Below are 22,267 nucleotides of genomic sequence, written 5' to 3'. Positions count from 1 at the left end.
AACCGCTGGTTATGCTTGCGCAATGACGACCCTTTTCAGCGACCTCGCCGATCTTCCCCAGCGCCTCAGCCATCCTGACGTGCGCGATCTGGCCTGGGCTCTGACCTCCCCGCCGCTGCTTGAAGCCACGCCCTGGCCCCAGCGCCACCCCCTGACGGCAAGCCGCTGGAGCCGCGAGCCGGGGCGCCTGGCCGACTGGCTGATCGCCCAGGACGATGACGGCTCGGCACTGGAAGCCTGGCTCGCCAGTCATCCGACGCGCCGCCTGGGGCTCTACTATGAACGGCTCTGGCAATTCGCCCTGAGCCGGGCGCCGGACATCCGGCTGCTGGCCGCCAATCTGCCGATCCGTCGGAGCGGTCATACCCTGGGCGAACTGGATCTGCTGCTGCGCGACGAAGAAGGCGTGCATCACCAGGAGCTGGCGATCAAGCTCTACTTCGGCCCGCCCAAGGGTGACGGACGCGATCCGGAGCTCTGGCTCGGTCCCGACAGCCAGGATCGTCTCGCGCGCAAGTTGCAGCACCTGAGCCAGCATCAGCTGCCCCTTTCGACAAGCGCTGCGGCCCGGGACGCACTGGACGCACTCAGCATCGACCATCTGACGGCCGAACTTTGGCTGGGCGGATACCTGTTCTATCCCTGGCCGCCAGGCTGTGCCGCCCCCTCCGGCGCCAGCCCGTCCCACCTGCGCGGCCGCTGGCTGCACCGGGCGGCGTTGCCGGAACTGCTCGCGACCAGCCCGGATGGACGCTGGCAACCCCTGCCACGACGGGCCTGGCTGGCACCGGCGAGGATTAGCGGGACGGATGTGTGGAGCGCGGACACCTTCACTGCCTGGCTCGACAACCTGCCCCCTCAGTCGCCGCCGCAATTGCTGGCCCGACTGGAACCGGAGAAGGAGAACGGAAGGAGCTGGCTGGAGGCCGAGCGGGTATTCCTGGTCAGCGATAACTGGCCGGAAAGAACCGATGCAGGCGTCCCGCTGCCGCCAGGTCCTGCAAGGAAGGATACCTCTGGATCTAGCTGACTCGCGCCGCCAGCGCCTGGATGCGCTCCTCCAGCGCCCTGCGTCCCTGAAGCCCGCCAGTATGCACGAAGACCAACCGGGTACCGCGGGCAAATGCACCGCTCCCGACCTGATCTCGCAACGCCAGTAGGGCCTTGCCGGTATAGAGCGGATCGAGCGGGATGCCCGCCTCGCGCTCGCAATCCAGAATGAAGCGCGCCAGCTCCGCATCCAGCCTGGCGAAGCCGCCACGGCAGGCATCGAGCAAACGGTAGCCGCCATCGACTAAACCTGCCTCGGCGAGAATCGCCTTGACCTGCGGCGCTACCCCGTGGCGCTCCGGCACAGCCAGGGCCACATGCACCGGACGTGCGCCCGCCTCGGCGATGATCAGCCCTGCGGCGGTGGTCCCGGTTCCGGCGGCCAGCCACCAGCCGTCATAGTCGCCCCAGCCGAGTTCCGCCAGTTGGCACTGCACCATTTCCCGCAGGACGGTGCAACCGAGCGCACCAGGAAATCCGCCGCCCCCTTCCGGAACCGGGTGCAGATCGGGATGGCGTTCGCGCCAAGCACTCCAGAAACCGTCCCGATGGCGCTCGCGATAGCCGCCATAGCCCAGCCAGTGCAGGGTCATGCCGAAGGACTGCAGGTCGCGCACCGTCGGAGTGTCCTGCGCTTCGCCGCGCAACAGTCCCGCCGTGGCGAAGCCGAAACGCTGCCCCGCAGCCGCCAGGGCATGCAGATGGTTGGAATGGGGACCGCCGAGACTGATCAAACCTCGGGCACCGCTTCGCATGGCATTCGCCAGGTGCGGCGCGAGCTTGAACCATTTGTTACCGGAAATCAGCGGATCGATCAGATCCAGACGCAAAAGGCCGACGTCTACTCCGGCAGCGACCAGCCAGCCTAGGCGCAGAGGCTGCAATGGCGCCTGCGGCGACCAGTCGATCTGCATGCCGACGAGTTCAGCTGGCATTGCGCAGGCGATTGCCGGCTCGATGCCGGGAGCAGCAATTGGACTCGCCACTGACGAAGCGAGCGGGACTGTCGATCCGGTCGATCGGTAGCGCGCATCGACCGCCACTGGTCAGCACGGCCTCGCAAGTAGGCTGCTGGAAGTGACTCAGCCATTGGCGGTACTGCTCTTCGCCGACGAAACACTTGGCGGCAGCATAAGCCATGGGGTTCTCCAAGTAGCGGGCGATATCCTGCAAGGGTATCGTAAGGTGGCCAGCCCCCGGATGGTAGACGACGAACACCATGCCCTGCTGCGCCAACTGTCCGAGCACCCGCTCCACTCCCTGCGCTGCTTGCCGCTCTAGCTCCCCCTTGAGCCGGTCGAGTTCTTCTTGCATCCGAGCTTTCTGATCGTTAAGAGTGAAGCATTCAGCATCTCGCAGCTTGATCCGCCTCTGCAGTTCGGCCACCCGAGCCTCCATCTCGTTATGGATCTGCCCGCTTACCGCCTCCAGCTCGTTACGCCGGGATACCTCCAGCTCGGCCAACCGGGCTAGCGCCTCACGAGTTTGCTCGAGGCTTTCCGCCTTCACCTGTAGCTGCTCCACGAGACTGGCGTTGGCCCCCTGCTGCCCGCACAGGGCGGCGCGCAATTGCCGAATCTCGGCCTGAGAGCGCTTCTCCCGCTCATCTGCGGCCAATTGCAACCTGGCCAGAGCCTCCGAGTGCTCACGGTTCAGATCCTGAAGGTGTTGGCGCTGCCGCTTGATCAGCCGCGCCGCCTTCAGGCGCTCTCCGTCCGAGTCAGCGGCACCCCTGTGGGCATCCTCTTTCGTCAGGGATCTGGCGGTACGGGGGGGTAATTCCTCCTCGCAGAGAAGACCGAGCTGGTTGCGCCTGACCGCATCGCGTAGCAGGAGCAGATCGTTCGGCTCAGGATCCCACAGGTGCATCTGGTGCCAGGGAACCGGACACCGACTGCGACAGACCAGGCGGATCGGGCCAGCCCCGAGGTCGGGCCCCGTCTCACCTCGATCAGCCAGGCGCCGTAGAGGTAGGTTCCAGCCTGGATCGGCCGCACCGCTGTCGTCGAAGTCCAGATAGAAGAAGACACAGGTCTGCACCTGCAGACGCGAATTGATCAGGACATGGGCCAATCGAATTTGCTGGTCGGCCAATTCGGGCAGATTGACGACGCCGTCGAGCACAGCCTCGAACTCCGGAAGCAGCATTTCCTTAGCGATACCCCCTTCGCTGAAAAACATCACGGCTTCCACCATCTGTGGTTTCTTCTGCATGTTCTCCGTCCCTTTGCTGATGTCTGCGGGTGAAACGCGGCTCGAATGGGGCCTTTCTCGCTGCTCGGGGAGTCTAGGGAAAACAGATTGACTGGCATTGTGATTTAGTTGGCAGCCTATCCGCCGGGGCCCTTTTCGGCATCGTGATCGGATGAAACTGTGACGCACGAGTAATAGCCCTATGCCATAGGATGAGGCACTGCAGACCTGGCACTCCCACCCTGCTCACCTAACCTGAGAAGCAGGTTTCTCCAGTCCTCCATTCATGAGCAAACTTCTCATCGCTCCGGCCCTGCTCCTTATCATCACCCTGGGCACTTATATGAACTGGGCAGAGCAGCGCCCCCAAAGACGCTATCTGGCTGGCCGATCTGCAAGTTTCCTTGGTCAGCGATCGGGGCATGAGGCACGCCGGCGCAATCTACTGGCGATCCGTCCCGAGCTATTTCCCAGCGACTATCAGAGCCCAGCTCACCTACGCCTCAAGCTGGCCGACCTGCCCGACAAGGCGAAGGCGGAAGGTCTGCTATATCGGAACAAGATGGTTGCTCTGCCGGACCATATCGGCACATGGCTCATGCTCTGCGGGGAAAGGGCCGAAGTATACCGGGCACGAGATTTTCGTGAGGCCGTCCGACAGATGGCGCTGAGCCACCCAGGTCGGCTGGCTGAGACCTAGCTCTCCAGTGAAGGATTTCCCGGGCTCAAGGAAAGCCTGATAGGGATAAAGGCGCCCCAGATGGCCCGCGACTATCAGCGGATGTTCAGCTCCCTGGCCCACGACTACCAGATCACCCTGGTGGCCGGCTTGCTGCTGTTACCCGCCCTTCATATAGGTCGGTGGAGAACTGCGCAGCGGTAGCGGCCCGCTCTACAACATTGCTTTAGCCTTCAACCAGCATGGCGATCTGCTGGGACAGCCTTATCGGCACATTTGGCCGAGCAACGAGAGCAGCAGGCAGGAAGTGAAAAGCTGCGGATCGAGCGTGCTGCAAGCCAACCCGGGTCCAGCCAGATCACGCCCAACAACGGAACGACCGGTTTGACGCTGTTTCTACGCGGTCGCCTGTGGCCGCCGGAAATCCTGCTGGGAATAGATACGCCGTCAACACGCATTGCAGCGAAAGATGGCAGCAAAACTCCCGGCAGCCACTTCATCAATCTATGGGTAGAAAATAACCCCGGCATGCCTCCCCTCCGAATACCTCACCTACGAGTGACCTTGCACGGCCCCTTAAGGAACAACGATCAGGGAAAAGCGAGGGCAAAATCGACAGAGCCTTCCGATCACATTTCCGTGGCGTCTTCCGCCCACTCGGCTGGATCACGCTCTTCTGCGTGAAAATCGAGAAGCTCTTCTTGATAGTCATCCATGTGTATTACCCCTGGATAGCTTGTTTAGTGAGAATGGCGAAACAAAGTCCATGCCAAGAGACTAGACAAGCAAGATGACTATCGCATGAATTGAGGAGTTCAATGAAAAAGCCCCCAGATATCGCTATCTGAGGGCTTTCATATATGGCGCAGCGGACGGGACTCGAACCCGCGACCCCCGGCGTGACAGGCCGGTATTCTAACCGACTGAACTACCGCTGCGCGTCGGTTGGACTTTCGTCCATTCTTGCAAGACGATGGTGGCTGATGACGGGATCGAACCGCCGACCCCCTGCGTGTGATGCAGGTGCTCTCCCAGCTGAGCTAATCAGCCAACGCCTTGCGAGGTGGCGCGCAATTTACCCATACCATGAGGGTAAGTCAAGCGAAGGCTTGGATTTTTTCCGGTATCGCTTCGAAATGGCGCTCGACAACCGGCTCTGGCTCCACCTCGGTGCAAGGCGATCCGCTCTTGCGTCGCAGCCCTTTCACCTTCGATGGATAAGAATCGAATGGCTATTGTCATAAGGCAGCACGCCACTATTTGTCATGCCCATGACCCAAGTTATCCGAAAAATAAATCCACGCCCCATACGAATCGACAACCGGCAGGGCGTTGGCCTGCTACGTTGAATCCATCATCAACATGCAAAGAGCCGTACGGAGAACCCCTTGCCCTTTCAGGCTGCCCTGCGTCGCACACGGCTCTATGCTCCCCAGCTGGTTGCAGCACTACTGGCTCTCGCGATGAGTTTCAGTCTGGCACTGGAGATACGCGACTGGCTGCAGCTGCAGCAAATGCCCACTCCGGCGAGTGCCGCAACTGGCCAGACAGCCCCGCGGCCGCTGGACCTGGAGCACCTAGAGCCCCTGTTCGGTCCGGCCGCAACCGCCGGGACGAATGGCCCACCGCCTGCCACCAACCTTGGGATAACCCTGCTGGGCAGCTTCGTGCATGTCGATCCGCAGCGTTCGAGCGCGATCATCCAGCTCAGCGGAGGAAAACCTCGACGCTACCGGATTGGCGAAGAAATCCAGGCAGGCATTCGCCTGCATGCGGTATATCGTGAGCGAGTGGAGCTGGAGCGCAACGGCCGGCTGGAGAATCTGTCTTTCCCCTCTCTCGGGAAAGGAACGCGTAATGCACCAACAGCCGAGGTGACGGCTCCACCGGAGAGTCCTGCAGACTCTGCGGATGCCGACGAGGATGCTCCCGAGTAATGACGCTCATGCCTCAGGGAATGACGTGATGAGAACGAAGCAGAGGCCAGCCCCGCCCTGCCGAAGACATCGAACAGCCTATGGAAAGCGATCGACCGATGCCCCCGATACTCTCGCGCTTGACACTGGCATTGCTGGTTGCCGGTTCGGCAACCATGGCCTTGCCGGCACACGCCCAGATCAGCCCAACCCAAGCGAGCGGCAACCAGCAGAGCGAGCGCTGGACCATCAATCTCAAGGACGCCGACCTCCGCGAATTCATCGACCAGATCGCCGACATCACCGGGGAAACGTTCGTGGTCGACCCCAGGGTCAAAGGACAGGTCACCGTCATTTCCAGGACACCGCTATCTCTCAGCGAGGTCTATCAGCTGTTCCTTTCGGTAATGTCCACGCATGGTTTCAGCGTCATCACCCAGGAATCCCAGACACGCATCGTGCCGAATGCCGAAGCGAAGGTCGAGGGCGGTGATGGGAGGCCGGCCGCCAACCGTCTTGAGACTCGCGTCATCCAGATTCAGCATGGCTCCGCCAGCGAGCTGATCCCGCTGATACGCCCGCTGATCCCCCAATTCGGTCATCTGGCTGCCGTCAACTCGGCCAATGCCCTGATCATCAGCGATCGCAGCGCCAACATCGCCCGCATCGAGGACTTGGTGAGACAACTCGACCAGAAGGGCGAGCGCGACTACACGGTGCTCCCCCTGCAGCATGCCTGGGTGATGGATACCGCCGAGGCGCTGAACAGCGCCATCAACCGTGATCAAGGCCAAAACAAGGGAGCCGCCTATACCCAGGTGATCGCCGATGGCCGCACCAACAAGCTGATCATCCTCGGCCCTCCCGCTGCACGGGCCAAGCTGGTGCAGCTGGCACGCTCCCTGGATACGCCGACCAACCGCTCAGCCAACACCCGCGTGATTCGCTTGCGACATAACGATGCCAAATCCTTGGCAGAAACCCTCGGACAAATCTCCGAAGGCCTGAAAACCCCGACTGGAGGCGAAAACCAAAAAGCCGCCACGACGACTACGCAACAGAACTTATTAATACGTGCAGATGAAAGCCTCAACGCCCTGATTCTACTGGCCGAACCGGATCAAGTGACGACCCTCGAGGACATAGTGCGCCAGCTCGACGTGCCGCGCGCCCAGGTAATGGTGGAAGCGGCGATCGTCGAGATATCCGGCGACATCAGCGAAGCTCTGGGGGTGCAATGGGCTTACAACTCGCTCGGCAAAAATGGCAAAGGGGGCGTGGGAACAATCAACTTCAGCGATACCGGCCTGTCTGCCAGCACCGTGATCAACGCGATCAATAGTGGCCAGTTCCCAGCAACACTGCCGGATGGCGCCGTCATCGGCATTGGCAGCGAGAATTTCGGCGCCTTGATCACCGCGCTATCCTCCGATAGCAACAGCAACCTGCTTTCCACGCCGAGCCTGCTCACCCTGGACAATCAGAAGGCCGAGATCCTGGTCGGCCAGAATGTGCCTTTCCAGACCGGCTCCTATACCACGGACGCCTCCGGCTCGAACAACCCCTTTACCACCATCGAGCGCAAAGATGTCGGCGTCACGCTCAAAGTCACCCCGCACATCAACGAAGGGGGCACCCTGCGTCTGGAAATCGAACAGGAGATTTCCTCCATCGCCTCCTCTGCCAGCCTAACCGCCCAGGCAGTCGACCTGGTCACCAACAAGCGATCGATCAAGAGCACCATACTGGCCGAGAACGGCCAGGTCATTGTGCTGGGCGGGCTGATTCAGGACGACGTGACCCGCAACAACTCCAAGGTGCCCTTGCTAGGCGACATCCCCCTACTCGGCCACCTGTTTCGCTCCAGCAAGAGCACCCACGTCAAGCGCAACCTGATGGTCTTCCTGCGCCCTACGGTGGTCCTCAACGCAGCGGGTCTGGCCGCCTTGTCCGGTAAGAAGTACAGCGATATCCGCGTGCTCGGCGGCGTTCAGGGAGAACGCTCGCATCTCCTGCCCGAAGAGCGCGAACAGCTGTTCGAGGGGTCGGCCATCGACTTGAGACGAAAGGAAAAGAATGAGTGATGCCCCTTGCCAATAGAATCACTTGGAGAGACTCATTCGGAAGAGCGGAGCCACAAGGCGCTTGGCGGGCCGGACTCAATCGAGATAAATCATCTTGCGCGTCATGCCGCCATCGACGATGAACTCCTGACCAGTCACGAATCCGGCCTCGTCAGACAGCAGCCAGGCCACAATGGCGGCGACATCCTCGATACTGCCGACACGTCCGGCCGGGTGCTGCGCATGATCCGCGCCCGACAATGGCGAACGACGGCGCTCGGCGGGATCCCGGGAGTCTATCCAGCCGGGGCTGACGGCATTCACCCGCACCTCCGGCCCAAGGCTGATGGCCAGGGCATGGGTCAGGGCCAGCAGGCCGCCCTTGCTGGCGGCGTAGGCTTCGGAGTCGGGCTCCGACTGGTGGGCGCGGGTCGAGGCGATGTTGACGATAACGCCGGAATGCGCCCGCAGATAGGCGGAACAGTCCTTGGCCAGTAGCATCGGACCGGTGAGATTGATACCCAGCACCTGGTTCCAGAGGCTGAGCCTGAGCTCTTCGATCGGAGGATTGAAGGGAGCGGCAACCGCCGCATTGCATACCAGAGCATCAAGACGGCCGAACTGGCCGAGGACTTCGGCGACTCCGGTTGCCACCTGGCCCTCCTGGGAAACGTCCATGGCGACGAACCAGGCGTTGTTGCCGAGAGCCTTCGCCACCTTCGTGCCGCGTTGGCGGTCGATATCGGCGAGCACGACCTGCCATCCCTCCGCGATCAGCCAGGCAGCCACACCCAGGCCGATACCCCGCGCCGCACCGGAGACCAGAGCGACCCTGCCGTTGTGCGACGGCCTGCCCATCTCCAGTCCCCGCTCGGTCACAGAGCCGCCAAGCCCAGAGCCAGGTCAGCCTTGATGTCTTCGATCTCTTCCAGGCCCACCGCCACGCGAATCAGACTGTCGCGAATACCAGCAGCCGCGCGGGCTTCCGGGGTCAAGCGACCATGCGAAGTGGTTGCCGGATGGGCGATGGTGGTCTTGGTGTCGCCCAGGTTGGCGGTAATGGAAATCATCCGGGTCGCGTCGATGAAGCGCCAGGCGCCCTCCTTGCCCCCCTTGACCTCGAAACTGACGACCGCGCCGAAAGCCTTCTGTTGGCGCTTGGCCAGCTCGTACTGGGGATGACTGGACAAGCCGGCGTAATACACTCTCTCGACTCCGGGCTGCTGCTCCAGCCACTCGGCGATCGCCTGGGCGCTGGCGCAATGTGCACGCATACGGACCTGCAGAGTCTCAAGCCCCTTAAGGAAGACCCAGGCATTGAACGGGCTGAGGGTGGGTCCCGCGGTACGCAGGAAGCCGACGACCTCCTGCATCAGTTTAGACTTGCCGGCCACCACGCCGCCCAGGCAACGCCCCTGGCCGTCGATGTACTTGGTGGCCGAGTGCACCACGATGTCTGCTCCGAGCGTCAGCGGCTTTTGCAGTGCCGGGGTGCAGAAGCAGTTATCCACAGCCAGCAGGGCACCACTGGCATGGGCCAGCTCGGCCAACGCGGCGATGTCAACCAGCTCGGCGAGAGGGTTGGAGGGAGACTCGACGAAGAAGAGCTTGGTGTTCGGCTTGCAGGCCGCTGCCCAAGAATCCAGATCGGATAGCTGCGGATAGTCCACCTCGACGCCGAAACGCTTGAAATACTTGTCGAACAGGCTGATGGTCGAGCCGAACACGCTGCGCGAGACCAGCACGTGGTCGCCGGCGCTGCATAGGCTCATCACCAGGGCGAGGATCGCCGCCATGCCGGACGAGGCAGCCACGGCCTGCTCGGCTCCTTCCAGGGCTGCGATGCGCTCCTCGAAGATCCGTACCGTGGGATTGGTGTAGCGGGAGTAGACGTTGCCCGGCATCTCGCCGCTGAAGCGGGCAGCGGCATCGGCTGCACTACGGAAGACATAGCTGGAGGTCGGGAACAGTGCTTCGCTGTGCTCGGCCTCCGGCGTCCGCCGCTGGCCGGCGCGCACCGCCAGGGTGGCGAAACCGACCCCATCCAGTTCGCTGTCCAGCCGTCCGGCTTCCCATTCAATCGTCATAATCCTTCACCTCGCAGGAGGGAGGCCGACATGGCCATCCCGAACCATGCAGCTCAATTGTTATACAGGTCGATGATTGCGTTCGCCGCGTTGTGCTGGGCCTTGCTGGCATCGTTTCGCGCCCGCTCGATCTTGGCCAGATAGGCCTCGTCGACGTCACCGGTGACGTACTTGCCATCGAACACGGCGCAATCGAAGTTATCGATCTTCACCTTGCCGCCGCCGACCGCCTCGACCAGATCGGGCAGGTCCTGATAGACCAGCCAGTCAGCACCGATCAGCTCGGCCACTTCTTCGGTCGTGCGGCCGTGGGCGATCAGCTCATGGGCGCTGGGCATGTCGATGCCATAGACGTTCGGATAACGAACAGCCGGCGCTGCGGAACAGAAGTAAACCTTCTTCGCCCCCGCCTCGCGCGCCATCTGGATGATCTGCTTGCAGGTGGTACCGCGCACGATGGAGTCGTCTACCAGCATGACGTTCTTGCCACGGAACTCCAGGTCGATGGCATTGAGCTTCTGGCGTACAGATTTCTTCCGGGCGGCCTGTCCGGGCATGATGAAGGTACGACCGATGTAGCGGTTCTTGACGAACCCTTCGCGGAACTTGACCCCGAGCCGGTTGGCCAGCTCCAGCGCCGAGGTACGGCTGGTATCGGGGATTGGGATGATCACATCGATATCGTGATCGGAGCGCTCGCGGAGAATCTTCTCGGCCAGCTTCTCACCCATGCGCAGACGAGCCTTGTAGACCGACACGCCATCCATGAAGGAGTCGGAGCGGGCCAGATACACGTGCTCGAAGATGCACGGTGCATATTTCGGGTTCTCCGCACACTGACGGGTGAACAGCTTGCCATCCTCGGTGATGTAGACCGCCTCGCCGGGCGCCAGATCGCGGATCAGGGTGAAACCGAGCACATCGAGGGCGACGCTCTCGGAAGCAATCATGTACTCGACCCCTTCGTCGGTGTGGCGCTGGCCGAAAACGATCGGGCGGATGGCGTTGGGATCACGGAAACCGACGATGCCGTAACCGGTGATCATCGCCACCACCGCGTAGCCACCGCGGCAACGCTCGTGCACCTTCGAAACGGCGGCGAAGATGTCCTCTTCGGTCGGCTGCAGCTTGCCGCGCACGGCCAGCTCGTGGGCGAAGACGTTGAGCAGCACCTCCGAGTCGGAGTTGGTATTCACGTGGCGCAGGTCCGACTCGTAGATCTCGCGCGACAACTGTTCCACATTGGTCAGGTTGCCGTTGTGCGCCAGGGTGATGCCATAGGGGGAATTGACATAGAACGGTTGGGCCTCAGCCGAACTGGAACTGCCGGCAGTCGGGTAGCGCACATGGGCGATCCCCAGATGGCCGACCAGGCGCTGCATGTGCCGCTGCTGGAACACGTCCCGCACCAGGCCATTATCCTTGCGCAGGAACAACCGGCCCTCGTGGCAGGTAACGATACCGGCAGCGTCCTGGCCACGATGCTGAAGGACGGTAAGCGCGTCATACAGCGCTTGATTGACGTTGGACTTACCGACAATACCGACGATGCCACACATGTGACGCAACCCCTGCTATGTAATTCAGGCTAATGCTGGACCCGCCCGACAGAACGGGCCCGTCTATCTTCCGGCCAATCAGCTCGAGGCGCTGACGCCGCTGCCAAACCACTGGCCGGTAAACCCCAGAATCAGGTTTTTCGACCAATCGGCGACAATCAGGAAATGCGGCAACAGGCTCGACTGTTGCCACCACATATCTTGCTGTACCGGCGCCAGGCTGAGCAGACCGACCAGCACCACCACCAACAATGCCCCACGGGCGGCACCGAAAACCATGCCGAGAACCCGATCGGTGCCGGACAGACCGGTGACGCGCACCAGTTCGCTGATGAGAAAGTTGACCAAGGCTCCGAGCAGCAAGGTCACCACGAAAAGGATGCCGCAGGCGGCGATCACCTGCAGAGAAGGCGTGGCGACATAAGGTGCCAGATAATGCGAAAAAGCACCGCCGAACATCCAGGCGATGGCGCCCGCAATGATCCAGGTGACCAGCGAGAGAGCCTCCTTCACGAAGCCCCGCTTCAAGCTGATCAGACTGGAAACGGCGATGATCGCGATCATCACCCAATCGACCCAGATGAATGCCACAGTTCAGCCCAAGTATGGAAAAGCGGCTGCATTCTATCAGAGGCCCTCCTTGAGGAGTAAGGACAGGGCTTCTGCGGGGCGGAGTTTATCTATGCCTGAGCCGACGACGCGCCTAGCTGAGTGGTCGCTGGTGCAGGCCCATTGGGCCTACACCAGCGGGGTCGACTCAGTTGCGCTCGGGCTCGAAGCGCACGACAAACCCTTTCAGCTTGTGCTGGCGGTTGATCTGATCGCGAAGACGATTGGCCTCTTCCCGCTCGATCACCGGCCCGACGAAAACGCGGCTTGCGCCCTCGGCATGCCGGACATAGGCGTTGTAGCCCTGACTACGCAAGGTTTTCTGCAAGTTCATGGCGTTGTCGCGGTTGGACAGACTGGCCAATTGAACCGACCAACTGACCGGCAACCTGTTGGCATCCAGCCGACTAGCCTCGGGCGCTGCGGCTTGCATCACTGGCTGGGCGGACTTGGCAGGAGCGCTCTCGGTCTTTGGAGGCATCACCGGCCTGGAAGGCGGTGCCACAGGCTCTGGTTGCGCCTGAGCCGAGGAGGAGGGCTCGGCTGGCTGGTCCGCGCCGGACAGCGGCTGGGGCTCCGGCACATTGACCGGCTCCTGCTTCACCTGCGGTGCGGCAGGAATCTGGGGCATGGCGGGCGCATCGACCACGACATGGCGGATTTCCTGCTCGCGATTGAAAAGCATGGGCAGGAAGATCACAGCCAGCGCCAGCAGCACCACGGCACCGACCGTCCGCTGCTTGAGTCCGCTATCCAGCAAAGCCATTGACCTCCTCCTGTTGCAATTTCAGCCACTCCAGCGCCTCGGCCACGCAATAGAACGAACCGAACACCAGGATTTCGTCCTGTTCGCTGGCCTGTGCGCATTGCGCCTCAAGCGCCTCGGAGATCCCGGCGTAAGGCAAAACCACCGCGGAACGGCTACACAACGCAGCTTCGAGCTCCGCAGCCGAACGCGAACGCGAGGTGGGCAGCGACACCACGGCCCAGTCTTGCACCTGAGGCGTCAAGACATCCAGCACGCCCGCCAGATCCTTGTCGACGAGCAGACCGAAAACCGCCAGGCGGCGGCCGGCCGGAGGCCGAAGCGCCAATCGCCCGGCCAGATAGGCGGCCGCATGGGGGTTATGACCGACATCCAGCAACAGGCTCAGCGATTTGCCATGCCAGCGCACCAGCCGGCGATCAAGGCGACCAGTCACGCGGGTTGCGACCAACGCGGAGGCAATCCGCTCGGCTTTCCAGGGCAGACCGAGCAAGGCATACACTTGCAGGGCGAGCGCCGCGTTCTCCATGGGCAAGGAGAGAAGCGGCAGATCTCGCAGCTCGATCTCGATACCCGAGGCGTTTCGGCCACGCCAATCCCAGGTATCGGCTCGCAGGACAAGGTCGTAGTCCCGACCACACTGATAGAACGGCGAATCCAGGGTGCCCGCCTGTTGCATCAACGGCGCCGGAGGGTTCGGATCGCCACAGACGACTGGCTTGCCGGCACGGAAGATCCCGGCTTTTTCGAAGGCCACGGACTCGCGGCTGTCACCCAGCCACTCGGCATGATCCAGACCGATGCTGGTGACTACGGCGACATCCGCATCGACCAGATTGACCGCATCCAGACGCCCACCCAGCCCCACTTCCAGGACGACGGCATCCAGCCCCGCATGCTCGAACAGCCAGAAGGCTGCCAGAGTGCCCATTTCGAAGTAGGTCAGCGAGATTTCGCCGCGAGCCGTCTCGACCGCGGCGCAGGCAGAGCACAGCTCCTCATCGCTCGCCTCGCGGGCATCGATCTGCACCCGCTCGTTGTAGCGCAGCAGGTGCGGCGAGCTGTATACGCCGACCTTCAACCCCTGGGCACGCAGCAGTGCAGCGATGAAGGCGCAGGTAGACCCCTTGCCATTGGTCCCGGTGACCGTCACCACCTGCGGCGCCGGACGCCCCAGGCCGAGACGGCGGGCCACTTCGCGGGAGCGGTCGAGTCCCATGTCGATGGCCGAGGGGTGCAACTGCTCCAGATAGTAGAGCCAGTCGGCGAGGCTGCGCGTGCTCATGCCGAGGCAGTAACAACGGCAGCTTCAGCCGGCTGGCGCATCAGCTGTGACAACAGACGGAACAGGCGACCGCGCATCTCCTGGCGAGGAATAATCAGGTCGATGGCGCCATGCTCAAGCAGGAACTCGCTGCGCTGGAAACCTTCCGGCAGTTTTTCCCGCACGGTCTGCTCGATCACCCGCGGACCGGCGAAGCCGATCAGCGCCTTGGGCTCGGCCACGATGATGTCGCCAAGGGTTGCCAGACTTGCAGAGACGCCGCCATAGACAGGATCGGTCAGCACGGAAATGTACGGGACACCCTCCTCGCGCAGCCGGGCCAGCACCGCAGAGGTCTTGGCCATCTGCATCAGCGAGATCAGAGCCTCCTGCATGCGCGCGCCGCCGGAAGCGGAGAAGCAGACGAACGGACAACGGCGTTCGAGAGCCATATTGGCCGCCTGCACGAAACGCTCGCCGACGACGGCCCCCATGGAGCCACCCATGAAGGAGAACTCGAAGGCGCTGGCGACCACCGGCATGCCCTGGAGAGTACCGCTCATGGAAACCAGGGCATCTTTCTCGCCGGTCTGCTTCTGGGCGGCCGACAGGCGATCCTTGTATTTCTTGCTGTCCCGGAATTTCAGGCGATCCACCGGCTCCAGGGAGGCACCGATCTCCTCGCGACCCTCGGCATCAAGGAAGATATCCAGCCGCGCACGGGCGCCGAGGCGCATGTGATGTTCGCATTTGGGGCAGACATCCAGGTTCTTTTCCAGCTCCGGCTTGTACAGTACCGCCTCGCAGGACGGGCACTTGTGCCAGAGGCCTTCCGGCACCGAGCTTTTCTTCACCTCGGATCGCATGATCGAGGGGATCAGCTTGTCTACCAACCAGTTGCTCATGCTCTATGTTCTCCGCAGCTATAAAGATCCGGACCGCGGCAGTGCGCATCCGTCTTCGAGCAATTCACTAATAGGGCCAAATCAAACGGGACCACGGTCGGCGATCCATCTCGCCTGTCGGGTCCGCTACCGCGATCAGTGGCCACCTGGGGACGGCAGCGAACAGCACGCCGTCAGAAAACAACAATGTGTCCGGAAGACGTATCGGGTTCACCCAATGCTCCACTCGGAGCACTGCTTCCAATCACTCCCGATCCGGGGTGTTGCGACGCTATACGCTTACGATAAAAAACAACTATGGATCGCTAGTGGACGGCCGTAAAACGCTGCCCGTCACATCCTGATGCCAACCCGGTTCACACCGACGAAATCAGGCGCTACCCCGCACTTCCCGGATGAAGGCCCGGATCTTCTCGGCGTCCTTGACACCCTTGCTCGCCTCCACCCCGCCACTGACATCCACCGCGTAGGGAGACACCTGGGCAATGGCGGCACGCACGTTATCGGCCGTCAGCCCTCCGGCCAGAATCACCGGCTTGCCCAGATTCGCCGGCACCAGCGACCAGTCGAAAGCCTCACCGGTCCCTCCCGGAACGCCAGGCACATAAGTATCCAACAGGATTCCGCTGGCCTGGTTATATTCGGCGCAGCACGCGGCAATGTCCTCGCCCGGACGGACCCGCAGCGCCTTGATGTAAGGGCGGCCATGCCCCTCGCACTGGGCAGAAGTCTCGTCGCCGTGGAATTGCAACAGATCCAGCGGCACGGCATCGAGGATCTCGCCAATTTCGCAACGACTGGCGTTGACGAAAAGCCCCACGGTCGTCAAGAACGGCGGCAACGCGGCAATGATGGCTCGGGCCTGCTGCACCGATACGGCGCGCGGGCTTCTGTCATAGAACACCAGACCGATGGCGTCAGCGCCGGCCTCAGCCGCGACAAGCGCATCCTCGACCCGGGTGATACCGCAGATTTTGCTGCGAACCGCTGCCAATTTGCACACACCTACTGATCAATAATCTGGAAATGGTAACAAACGGGAGACTTGCCGCAAGCCTTGGCGGTTATCCAGCCGACTTGCTGGAGTGTCACTCGTTCAATTGCTGGCAATCAGGCAAGCCTGAGATGAAATGCGGCCCCAGATAGCGCTCCGGCAGGACGAACTCTTCCGGATATTCGACCCGTATCAGGTAAAGGCCGTAGGGATGCGCGGTCACGCCACCGTTGCTGCGCAAACGTCCCTCCAGAACCTCCTGTGCCCATTCCACCGGCTGCTCACCCGCACCTATGGTCATGAGCACGCCGGCAATGTTGCGCACCATGTGGTGGAGGAACGCATTGGCACGCACATCCAGCACTATAAGCTGGCCATGCTCGATCAACTGCAGATGATGGACAGTCTTGATCGGCGACTTGGCCTGACACTGGCTGGCACGGAAGGCGCTGAAGTCATGGGTACCCACCAACGACCGAGCCGCCAGACGCATGCGCTCGACATCGAGAGGTCTATGATTCCAGGTGACCTCTTCGGCCAGATGCGCCGGCCGGATCTGGTCGTTGTAGATCACGTAGCGATAACGCCTGGCAAAGGCACTGAAACGCGCGTGAAAGTGCGCCGGCATCTCCTTCGCCCAGGTGACGCTGATGTCGGGCGGCAGATTCATGTTCGCCCCCATCATCCAGGCATGCATGCTGCGCCCAACCGGGGTGTCGAAATGCACGACCTGACCACTGGCATGCACCAGGGCATCGGTACGCCCCGCACACACGACGGAAATGGGAGCGCCTCCGGCGACCTTGGACAAGGCCCTCTCCAGGGTTTCCTGAATCGAGGGAACACCGCTCCCTTGGCGCTGAAAGCCGCGATAGCGGGCACCCTTGTACTCGAGACCAAGAGCGATTCGGTGAAAGCCAACGGCAGCCATCTCGGCTGCCGTCGCGGGTACTGCATCTGTCATCGTTCACACAAGACGGGAGAACATCTCGCGAGCTTCCTGCTGCTGGCTCTCGTTACCTTCGTTAAGGACTTCATCCAGAATATCGCGGGCCCCCTCATTATCGCCCATTTCGATATAGGCGCGGGCAAGATCCAGCTTGGTCGCCGTCTCGTCAGCATCGATCAGGAAATCGAAACCCTCCTCTTCCGACGTTTCCTTTCCGGAGAATGCATCGGAAGGCGCGGCATCATCAGCACCACCAAGCCCGGCGGTCAGTTGCTCGAGCTCTGCGTCGAGCTCATCCAGCTCGCTCAGGTAGTTGTTGCTCAACTCCGGCTCCCCCTTCTCTTCATCCAGATTGAAATCGGAGAGATCCAGCTCAGCGAAAAGATCCTCATCCGAACTCTCGGCGGCTTTCGGGACATCGGCTTTGTCGATCGTCTCGGCCACAAGCGGTAGCTCATCTTCGAGATTCAAGAGGAATTCGTTGTCTTCGGCGTCATCCGACAAGGCCGGTGTCTCCAGATCCAGAGTCAGATCGAGCGCGTCTGAAGCATCGGCCACTTGTTCGGTGACGGGGGCATCCTCGGGCAGATCCAGATCGAAGGAGAAATCCAGGGGCTCCTCGACTACCGGCACCCCGACATCCTTCGGCTCTCCATCGAGATCGCCATCGTCCAGCAGCAGTACAGGCTGATCGCCACCTGCGCCACATTGCAGGTCCTTCTCGAGCTCGGCCTCCAGATCGTCGAGCGTCCACTCGCGCTCCGCATCGAACTTGCCATTACTGGTAGTGGCCGGCTGCGGCTCAGGCTCGGCGGGGGGAGTCTCTTCGATCGCATTCGCCATGGCAGCGACAGCCAAGGCAGTTGCAGCGAAAGCAGCCATAGCGGGGTACTTCGCATTCAACTGATCGATTTGCGGCTGGGCTCCGCCGATTTCCCGCAGCTCTTTCTCCTGGCGAGCAAAACCCTCCCGGTCGCCAAGCTCGGCGTAGACCTCCATTAGCTTGAGGCGAAGATCCCGACGATTAGGCTCGTCGTTGCTGGCTGCCTGCAGCAATTCGGCGGCCTTGTTGAAGCGGCCATAGGCAATGTAGATATCGGCTTCGCCCAGGACGTCTCCGCTCTGGGCAGCCTGCTGCTCCTGACTGGCCAAAGGAGTCGCAGCCAGCGACGTAGGTAGATCGTCCAACACCGGATCGAGATTGAAGGAATCGGCCCTTTCCCGAGCGGCTCTTTTTTCTTCTTCCTTGGCCGCTCGGCGCCGGGTCAACGTCATGAGCGCGAGCAGCAAGGCCAGCAGACTACCACCACCGACCGAGCCGAGCAGAAGCGGATTCTCCATCAGCGCATCGAGCAGGCTGGCCGGCGGCACCTCCATGCCTTGAGGCGCCGCAGGCTGGACCGGAGCAGGCTTGGGCTGGGTCGGGGCCGGCTTCACCTCCACAACCGGAGCAGGCTGCACCTCCGACGGCGGCATCAAAGCCGCCCCCCCTGCTGTGGTATCTGCAGGAGTGCTCGTCACGGCCTTATCAATGGGAGCCGCCGGTTGAGCACTAGTGGCTACAGCCGGACTCGCCGCGCTCTCAACCGACGGCTCGGCGTTCGCAGCTGCATCAGCCACTCCCGTATCTGGCTGAGCCAGATTCGCCTGCATTTTCGCCAACTGGCTGTCCTTCAACTGGATCAGGCGTTGCAACTTCTCCAGTTGACTCTCCAGATCCGTCATCCGGCTCTTCAGCTCGGCATTCTCACGCTGAGTGGTATCGAGGCTTTCCTGGGTGAGAGCCAAACGGCTGGCTGCGGACTCACCATCCCCCCCTTTGTCGCTGCCGGAAGTGGCCTTGCCCGACTCGGCCGAAACCAGGTGCAAGCTGTCCTTGCTCTCGATCTGCGCGGGAGCGGCCCCCGCCTCCGTGCGACGGGTCGCATCCAGCTGGCGAGCGGCGGAGCCCAGCGACGGACGACTGCGGCCCTCTCGCCAAGCTGCGTTCTGCGCAGCCACCTGGGCCAACGCATCCTCCTGAGAGCGACTCCTGATCTGCTGCTGGTCGGGCAAGCGAAGAACGTGCCCGCTGCGCATCCGATTTATATTGCCGTCGATGAAGGCATCGGGATTGAGATCCTGAATAGCGAGCATGGTCTGGTGCACGCTGCTCCCACGATGGACACGCTCGGCCACTTCCCAGAGGGTGTCGTTACGGGAGGTTCTATACTCGTTGCCGGACAACGAGTCGGCAGTAGCAGGCCTGGGCTCCGCGGAACGGGGGGCTGGTTCCACGACGGGAGCAGGAGCTGGCGCCACTGGCACGCGCGAAGCGCTGGAGCTTGGCCGGGATGCAATCCGGGGGGCTTGCGGGGCGGCACTGACGGTCTGTGGCGAATACAGTGGCGGATCGAGCAGCAGGGTGTATTCCCTCAGCAGCCGACCATTGGGCCAGAGCACCTCCACCAGGAAATTCAGATACGGCTCGCGAACCGGCTTCGTGGAGGTCACCCGAATGATACTTTTGCCATTGGGCTTGATTACCGGCGTGAATTTCAGATCGGTCAGAAAATACTGCCGATCGACCCCCGCTTTGTTGAACTCCTCGGGAGAGGCCAGACTCGGAACCAGCTCATTGGACTCCAGATCGCGAATGTCCAGCACTTCGATATCAGCATCCAGAGGCTGGTTCAAAGCGGAATGCAGGGTGATTTCCCCAAGACCCAAAGCATGCGCCATGCCGGAGGACAGCGCGGACGCCGCTGCGATGGCAAGTACCAGTTTGCGAACCCGAACCATAACGTATCCCTTGAGTGTTTTTCTCGAACCGCGAGAGAAGCCCGTCGTATGCTGCCCTTCCCGATTAATGGGAGCCCCCGCAGCAAGTCAGCAGATCGGCAAAGCCAAGCTGGAATAGGTCTTTGATATTTCAGCAAGTATCTTTTACGGTCTGTGCTTTATCAACAACTCGGCCAGCTGGACGGCATTGTGCGCGGCACCTTTCCGCACGTTATCTGACACAATCCACAAATTGAGTTCAGTCGGATCGTCGACCCCGTTGCGGGCTCTGCCGACGAATACCAAGTCCTGACCGATGGCGTCGGTGATCACCGTCGGATATTCGTCCTTCTCGAGCACCTCGACGCTCGCCGCGCCCTCCAGGGCCGCCTGTACGGCATGCAGGTCGATCGGCTTCGCCGCCTGCACCGACACGCTCAGGCTATCGCCGAAGAACACCGGCACCAGTACGCAGGTGGCGGCGACCTTCAGGACCGGGGCGTCCAGCACCTGACGCAGATCCTCGATCAAGCGCCTTTCCACCTGTGCGTGTCCGTCCGTCCCGACGGCACCGACCAGCCCGAGAAGATTGAAGGCCACCTGCCGATCGAAAAAGCGCGGCTCCAGCGGGCGAGCATTGAGTAACTCGGCAGTCTGGCGCGCCAGCTCCGCTACACCTTCGCGACCCTGGCTCGAGACCGGCAAGCAGGCCGTGATGCTCAGGCGCTGCCAGTCCAGCAACGGACGCAAAGGCGCCAGGACCACAGCCAACGCGGTCGCCGCGGAGGTCGGACTGGCGAACAGATAAGGCGGTTGCATAGTCTTCAGGACCTGCGGATTGACCTCCGCCACGACCCGCGGCGCCTGATCAAGCGGCAGACCGCCAGACAGGTCGATCACCGAACAGCCGGCCGCTTGGGCTGCGGAAGCATATTGCCGGGTAACAGCCTCGCCGGCGGCGAAGAAGGCCAGACCGACCTGCGCAAAGTCGAAACCCGCGATCGATCCGACGCGCAGGTTACGCCCCTTGAAGGGGACCGACTGGCCGGCCGACGCTTCGCTGGCCAGCAGATGCAACTTGCCCACGGGAAACTGCCGCTCTTCAAGAAGCTCGACCAGGGCTCCGCCAACGGCGCCGGAGGCACCTACCACAGCGATATCGATGGACTGACTCATAGAAGAAGCCTCTCTGCAAAAGGAGCGCACTTTATAGGGGATTTGCGGAAAGCGCTAAGCGATGGGACAAACGAAGGGAAAATCCGCCCCCATAACGAAAAAAGCGCCCGGCAAAGCCGCGGCGCTTTTCTGTCAGCCGATCAGACTGCCGAGCATCAACGCTCCAGCAGGATGCGCAGCATGCGCCGCAGTGGCTCGGCGGCGCCCCACAGCAGCTGGTCGCCGACGGTGAAGGCGCCGAGGTACTGCGAGCCCATGTTGAGCTTGCGCAGACGGCCGACCGGTACGCTCAGGGTACCGGTCACAGCGGTCGGGCTAAGCTCGCGCATGCTGTCGTCGCGATGGTTCGGCACCAGCTTCACCCAGGGATTATGCTGGCTGATCAGGCCTTCGATGTCGGCCAGCGGGACGTCCTTGTTCAGCTTGATGGTCAGCGCCTGGCTGTGGCAGCGCATGGCACCGATGCGCACGCACAGGCCGTCCACCGGAATCGGACTCTTGAAACGGCCGAGAATCTTGTTGGTCTCGGCCTGCCCTTTCCACTCCTCGCGGCTCTGGCCGTTGGGCAGCTCCTTGTCGATCCAGGGAATGAGGCTGCCGGCCAGCGGCACGCCGAAGTGGTCGACCGGGAAATCGGCGCTGCGCTGGGTCTGGGCGACCTTGCGATCGATCTCGAGAATGGCGCTAGCCGGGTTGGCCAGATCATCGGCCACCGATGCGTGAATGGCCCCCATCTGCTTGATCAGCTCGCGCATGTTCTGCGCGCCGGCACCAGAAGCGGCCTGGTAGGTCATGGCACTCATCCACTCGACCAGACCGGCCTCGTAGAGGCCGCCCAAGGCCATCAGCATCAGGCTGACGGTGCAGTTGCCGCCGATGTAGTTCTTGCCGCCGTTGTCCAGCGCCTGGTCGATGACCTTGCGGTTGACCGGGTCGAGCACGATCACCGCGTCGTCCTGCATGCGCAGGCTGGAGGCGGCATCGATCCAGTAGCCCTGCCAGCCGGCCTCGCGCAGCTTGGGGAACACCTCGTTGGTGTAGTCGCCACCCTGGCAGGTGAGGATCACGTCGAGGGTCTTCAGTTCGTCGATGCTGTAGGCATCCTTGAGCGGGGCAATCTCCTTGCCAATGGCCGGACCTTCACCGCCCACGTTGGAAGTGGTGAAGAACACCGGCTCGATCAGGTCGAAATCACGCTCCTCCAGCATCCGCTGCATGAGCACGGAACCCACCATACCGCGCCAACCGATCAGACCAACACGCTTCATCGCAACTACACCTTTCTTGAAAAAGTGGG

The 22,267-nt window shown here is 62.0% G+C and carries 19 protein-coding genes and 2 tRNA genes; 5 read left to right on the top strand and 16 right to left on the bottom strand.

The window, feature by feature from the left end; translation table 11 throughout:
* The first annotated feature begins 22 nt into the window (after positions 1-22).
* Positions 23-1,030, top strand: a complete 1,008-nt coding sequence (locus ACFOJE_RS15050) for a DUF1853 family protein (RefSeq protein WP_377815273.1) — start codon at positions 23-25, stop codon at positions 1,028-1,030.
* Here ACFOJE_RS15050 and ACFOJE_RS15045 read toward each other — a convergent pair.
* Together ACFOJE_RS15045 and ACFOJE_RS15040 are read right to left on the bottom strand one after the other, a co-directional pair.
* Entirely contained in the window at positions 1,023-1,985 is a 963-nt protein-coding gene (locus ACFOJE_RS15045) for a 1-aminocyclopropane-1-carboxylate deaminase/D-cysteine desulfhydrase (protein ID WP_377815272.1), read from the bottom strand. The genes ACFOJE_RS15050 and ACFOJE_RS15045 overlap by 8 nt on opposite strands.
* On the bottom strand, positions 1,975-3,264 hold the full coding sequence (locus tag ACFOJE_RS15040; protein WP_377815270.1) for a chromosome partitioning protein ParA: 1,290 nt from the start codon (positions 3,262-3,264) through the stop codon (positions 1,975-1,977). The genes ACFOJE_RS15045 and ACFOJE_RS15040 overlap by 11 nt, the downstream gene beginning before the upstream one ends.
* A 265-nt stretch (positions 3,265-3,529) precedes the next feature.
* Here ACFOJE_RS15040 and ACFOJE_RS15035 point away from each other — a divergent pair, with 265 nt between their 5' ends.
* A complete protein-coding gene (locus tag ACFOJE_RS15035; RefSeq protein ID WP_377815269.1) occupies positions 3,530-3,943 on the top strand; it encodes a hypothetical protein in 414 nt (137 codons plus the stop codon).
* Between the two features lie 60 nt (positions 3,944-4,003).
* A complete protein-coding gene (locus ACFOJE_RS15030) occupies positions 4,004-4,126 on the top strand; it encodes a hypothetical protein (RefSeq protein WP_377815266.1) in 123 nt (40 codons plus the stop codon).
* A gap of 657 nt (positions 4,127-4,783) precedes the next feature.
* On the opposite strand, the gene ACFOJE_RS15025 is transcribed toward ACFOJE_RS15030, so the two are convergent.
* Positions 4,784-4,860: transfer RNA gene (locus ACFOJE_RS15025), tRNA-Asp, on the bottom strand.
* 36 nt (positions 4,861-4,896) lie between these two features.
* Positions 4,897-4,972, bottom strand: a tRNA-Val gene (locus ACFOJE_RS15020).
* 338 nt (positions 4,973-5,310) lie between these two features.
* Between ACFOJE_RS15020 and ACFOJE_RS15015 the strand changes: the two genes are divergently transcribed.
* Both ACFOJE_RS15015 and gspD read left to right on the top strand, forming a co-directional pair.
* On the top strand, positions 5,311-5,859 hold the full coding sequence (locus tag ACFOJE_RS15015) for a type II secretion system protein N (RefSeq protein ID WP_377815265.1): 549 nt from the start codon (positions 5,311-5,313) through the stop codon (positions 5,857-5,859).
* A gap of 98 nt (positions 5,860-5,957) precedes the next feature.
* Entirely contained in the window at positions 5,958-7,922 is a 1,965-nt protein-coding gene (gene gspD / locus ACFOJE_RS15010; protein ID WP_377815497.1) for a type II secretion system secretin GspD, read from the top strand.
* A 75-nt stretch (positions 7,923-7,997) separates the two neighbouring features.
* Here the strand turns inward: gspD and ACFOJE_RS15005 are convergent, their stop codons facing one another.
* From ACFOJE_RS15005 to asd, 12 genes are all read right to left on the bottom strand, one after another.
* Complete coding sequence (locus ACFOJE_RS15005; RefSeq protein WP_377815264.1) at positions 7,998-8,759, bottom strand: SDR family oxidoreductase; 762 nt, start codon at positions 8,757-8,759, stop codon at positions 7,998-8,000.
* A 17-nt stretch (positions 8,760-8,776) separates the two neighbouring features.
* On the bottom strand, positions 8,777-9,988 hold the full coding sequence (locus ACFOJE_RS15000) for an O-succinylhomoserine sulfhydrylase (protein WP_377815263.1): 1,212 nt from the start codon (positions 9,986-9,988) through the stop codon (positions 8,777-8,779).
* 53 nt (positions 9,989-10,041) lie between these two features.
* Positions 10,042-11,547 (bottom strand): amidophosphoribosyltransferase, encoded by a 1,506-nt coding sequence (gene purF, locus ACFOJE_RS14995; protein ID WP_377815261.1) that lies wholly within the window; start codon positions 11,545-11,547, stop codon positions 10,042-10,044.
* A 78-nt stretch (positions 11,548-11,625) separates the two neighbouring features.
* Positions 11,626-12,138: a CvpA family protein gene (locus tag ACFOJE_RS14990; protein WP_377815260.1), complete on the bottom strand. Its 513-nt coding sequence runs from the start codon at positions 12,136-12,138 to the stop codon at positions 11,626-11,628.
* A gap of 166 nt (positions 12,139-12,304) precedes the next feature.
* Positions 12,305-12,922 carry an SPOR domain-containing protein gene (locus ACFOJE_RS14985; protein WP_377815259.1) on the bottom strand — a complete coding sequence of 206 codons (618 nt, stop codon included), beginning with the start codon at positions 12,920-12,922 and terminating at the stop codon, positions 12,305-12,307.
* Entirely contained in the window at positions 12,906-14,207 is a 1,302-nt protein-coding gene (gene folC, locus ACFOJE_RS14980; RefSeq protein WP_377815258.1) for a bifunctional tetrahydrofolate synthase/dihydrofolate synthase, read from the bottom strand. Before folC ends, ACFOJE_RS14985 begins: the two co-directional genes overlap by 17 nt.
* Positions 14,204-15,091, bottom strand: coding sequence for an acetyl-CoA carboxylase, carboxyltransferase subunit beta (accD, locus tag ACFOJE_RS14975; RefSeq protein ID WP_377815257.1), 888 nt, complete (start codon positions 15,089-15,091; stop codon positions 14,204-14,206). The genes folC and accD overlap by 4 nt, the downstream gene beginning before the upstream one ends.
* A 370-nt stretch (positions 15,092-15,461) precedes the next feature.
* Positions 15,462-16,085 (bottom strand): phosphoribosylanthranilate isomerase, encoded by a 624-nt coding sequence (locus tag ACFOJE_RS14970; protein ID WP_377815256.1) that lies wholly within the window; start codon positions 16,083-16,085, stop codon positions 15,462-15,464.
* Between the two features lie 94 nt (positions 16,086-16,179).
* Positions 16,180-17,049: a tRNA pseudouridine(38-40) synthase TruA gene (gene truA, locus ACFOJE_RS14965; RefSeq protein ID WP_377815255.1), complete on the bottom strand. Its 870-nt coding sequence runs from the start codon at positions 17,047-17,049 to the stop codon at positions 16,180-16,182.
* Between the two features lie 3 nt (positions 17,050-17,052).
* Positions 17,053-19,815 carry a FimV/HubP family polar landmark protein gene (locus tag ACFOJE_RS14960; protein WP_377815254.1) on the bottom strand — a complete coding sequence of 921 codons (2,763 nt, stop codon included), beginning with the start codon at positions 19,813-19,815 and terminating at the stop codon, positions 17,053-17,055.
* 144 nt (positions 19,816-19,959) lie between these two features.
* Positions 19,960-20,970, bottom strand: coding sequence for an aspartate-semialdehyde dehydrogenase (locus tag ACFOJE_RS14955; RefSeq protein ID WP_377815253.1), 1,011 nt, complete (start codon positions 20,968-20,970; stop codon positions 19,960-19,962).
* A 155-nt stretch (positions 20,971-21,125) separates the two neighbouring features.
* Positions 21,126-22,238, bottom strand: a complete 1,113-nt coding sequence (gene asd, locus ACFOJE_RS14950; protein ID WP_377815252.1) for an aspartate-semialdehyde dehydrogenase — start codon at positions 22,236-22,238, stop codon at positions 21,126-21,128.
* Positions 22,239-22,267 lie beyond the last annotated feature (29 nt).

This window comes from Azotobacter bryophylli, from assembly GCF_042643485.1.
In the GTDB taxonomy this organism is placed as follows: domain Bacteria; phylum Pseudomonadota; class Gammaproteobacteria; order Pseudomonadales; family Pseudomonadaceae; genus Azotobacter; species Azotobacter bryophylli.
The sequence above is the reverse complement of the archived record's forward strand: the minus strand, read 5'-3'. Positions and strand labels throughout refer to the sequence as shown.

Bases quoted from the DNA above. Each gene is read 5' to 3' on its own strand.
- ACFOJE_RS15005 (WP_377815264.1), bottom strand. From the start codon at position 8,759: ATGGGCAGGCCGTCGCACAACGGCAGGGTCGCTCTGGTCTCCGGTGCG.
- ACFOJE_RS14985 (WP_377815259.1), bottom strand. From the start codon at position 12,922: ATGGCTTTGCTGGATAGCGGACTCAAGCAGCGGACGGTCGGTGCCGTG.
- ACFOJE_RS15000 (WP_377815263.1), bottom strand. From the start codon at position 9,988: ATGACGATTGAATGGGAAGCCGGACGGCTGGACAGCGAACTGGATGGG.
- asd (WP_377815252.1), bottom strand. From the start codon at position 22,238: ATGAAGCGTGTTGGTCTGATCGGTTGGCGCGGTATGGTGGGTTCCGTG.
- ACFOJE_RS15045 (WP_377815272.1), bottom strand. From the start codon at position 1,985: ATGCCAGCTGAACTCGTCGGCATGCAGATCGACTGGTCGCCGCAGGCG.
- ACFOJE_RS14955 (WP_377815253.1), bottom strand. From the start codon at position 20,970: ATGAGTCAGTCCATCGATATCGCTGTGGTAGGTGCCTCCGGCGCCGTT.
- ACFOJE_RS15030 (WP_377815266.1), top strand. From the start codon at position 4,004: ATGGCCCGCGACTATCAGCGGATGTTCAGCTCCCTGGCCCACGACTAC.
- gspD (WP_377815497.1), top strand. From the start codon at position 5,958: ATGCCCCCGATACTCTCGCGCTTGACACTGGCATTGCTGGTTGCCGGT.
- truA (WP_377815255.1), bottom strand. From the start codon at position 17,049: ATGACAGATGCAGTACCCGCGACGGCAGCCGAGATGGCTGCCGTTGGC.
- ACFOJE_RS14960 (WP_377815254.1), bottom strand. From the start codon at position 19,815: ATGGTTCGGGTTCGCAAACTGGTACTTGCCATCGCAGCGGCGTCCGCG.
- ACFOJE_RS15035 (WP_377815269.1), top strand. From the start codon at position 3,530: ATGAGCAAACTTCTCATCGCTCCGGCCCTGCTCCTTATCATCACCCTG.
- accD (WP_377815257.1), bottom strand. From the start codon at position 15,091: ATGAGCAACTGGTTGGTAGACAAGCTGATCCCCTCGATCATGCGATCC.
- folC (WP_377815258.1), bottom strand. From the start codon at position 14,207: ATGAGCACGCGCAGCCTCGCCGACTGGCTCTACTATCTGGAGCAGTTG.
- ACFOJE_RS15050 (WP_377815273.1), top strand. From the start codon at position 23: ATGACGACCCTTTTCAGCGACCTCGCCGATCTTCCCCAGCGCCTCAGC.
- ACFOJE_RS15040 (WP_377815270.1), bottom strand. From the start codon at position 3,264: ATGCAGAAGAAACCACAGATGGTGGAAGCCGTGATGTTTTTCAGCGAA.
- purF (WP_377815261.1), bottom strand. From the start codon at position 11,547: ATGTGTGGCATCGTCGGTATTGTCGGTAAGTCCAACGTCAATCAAGCG.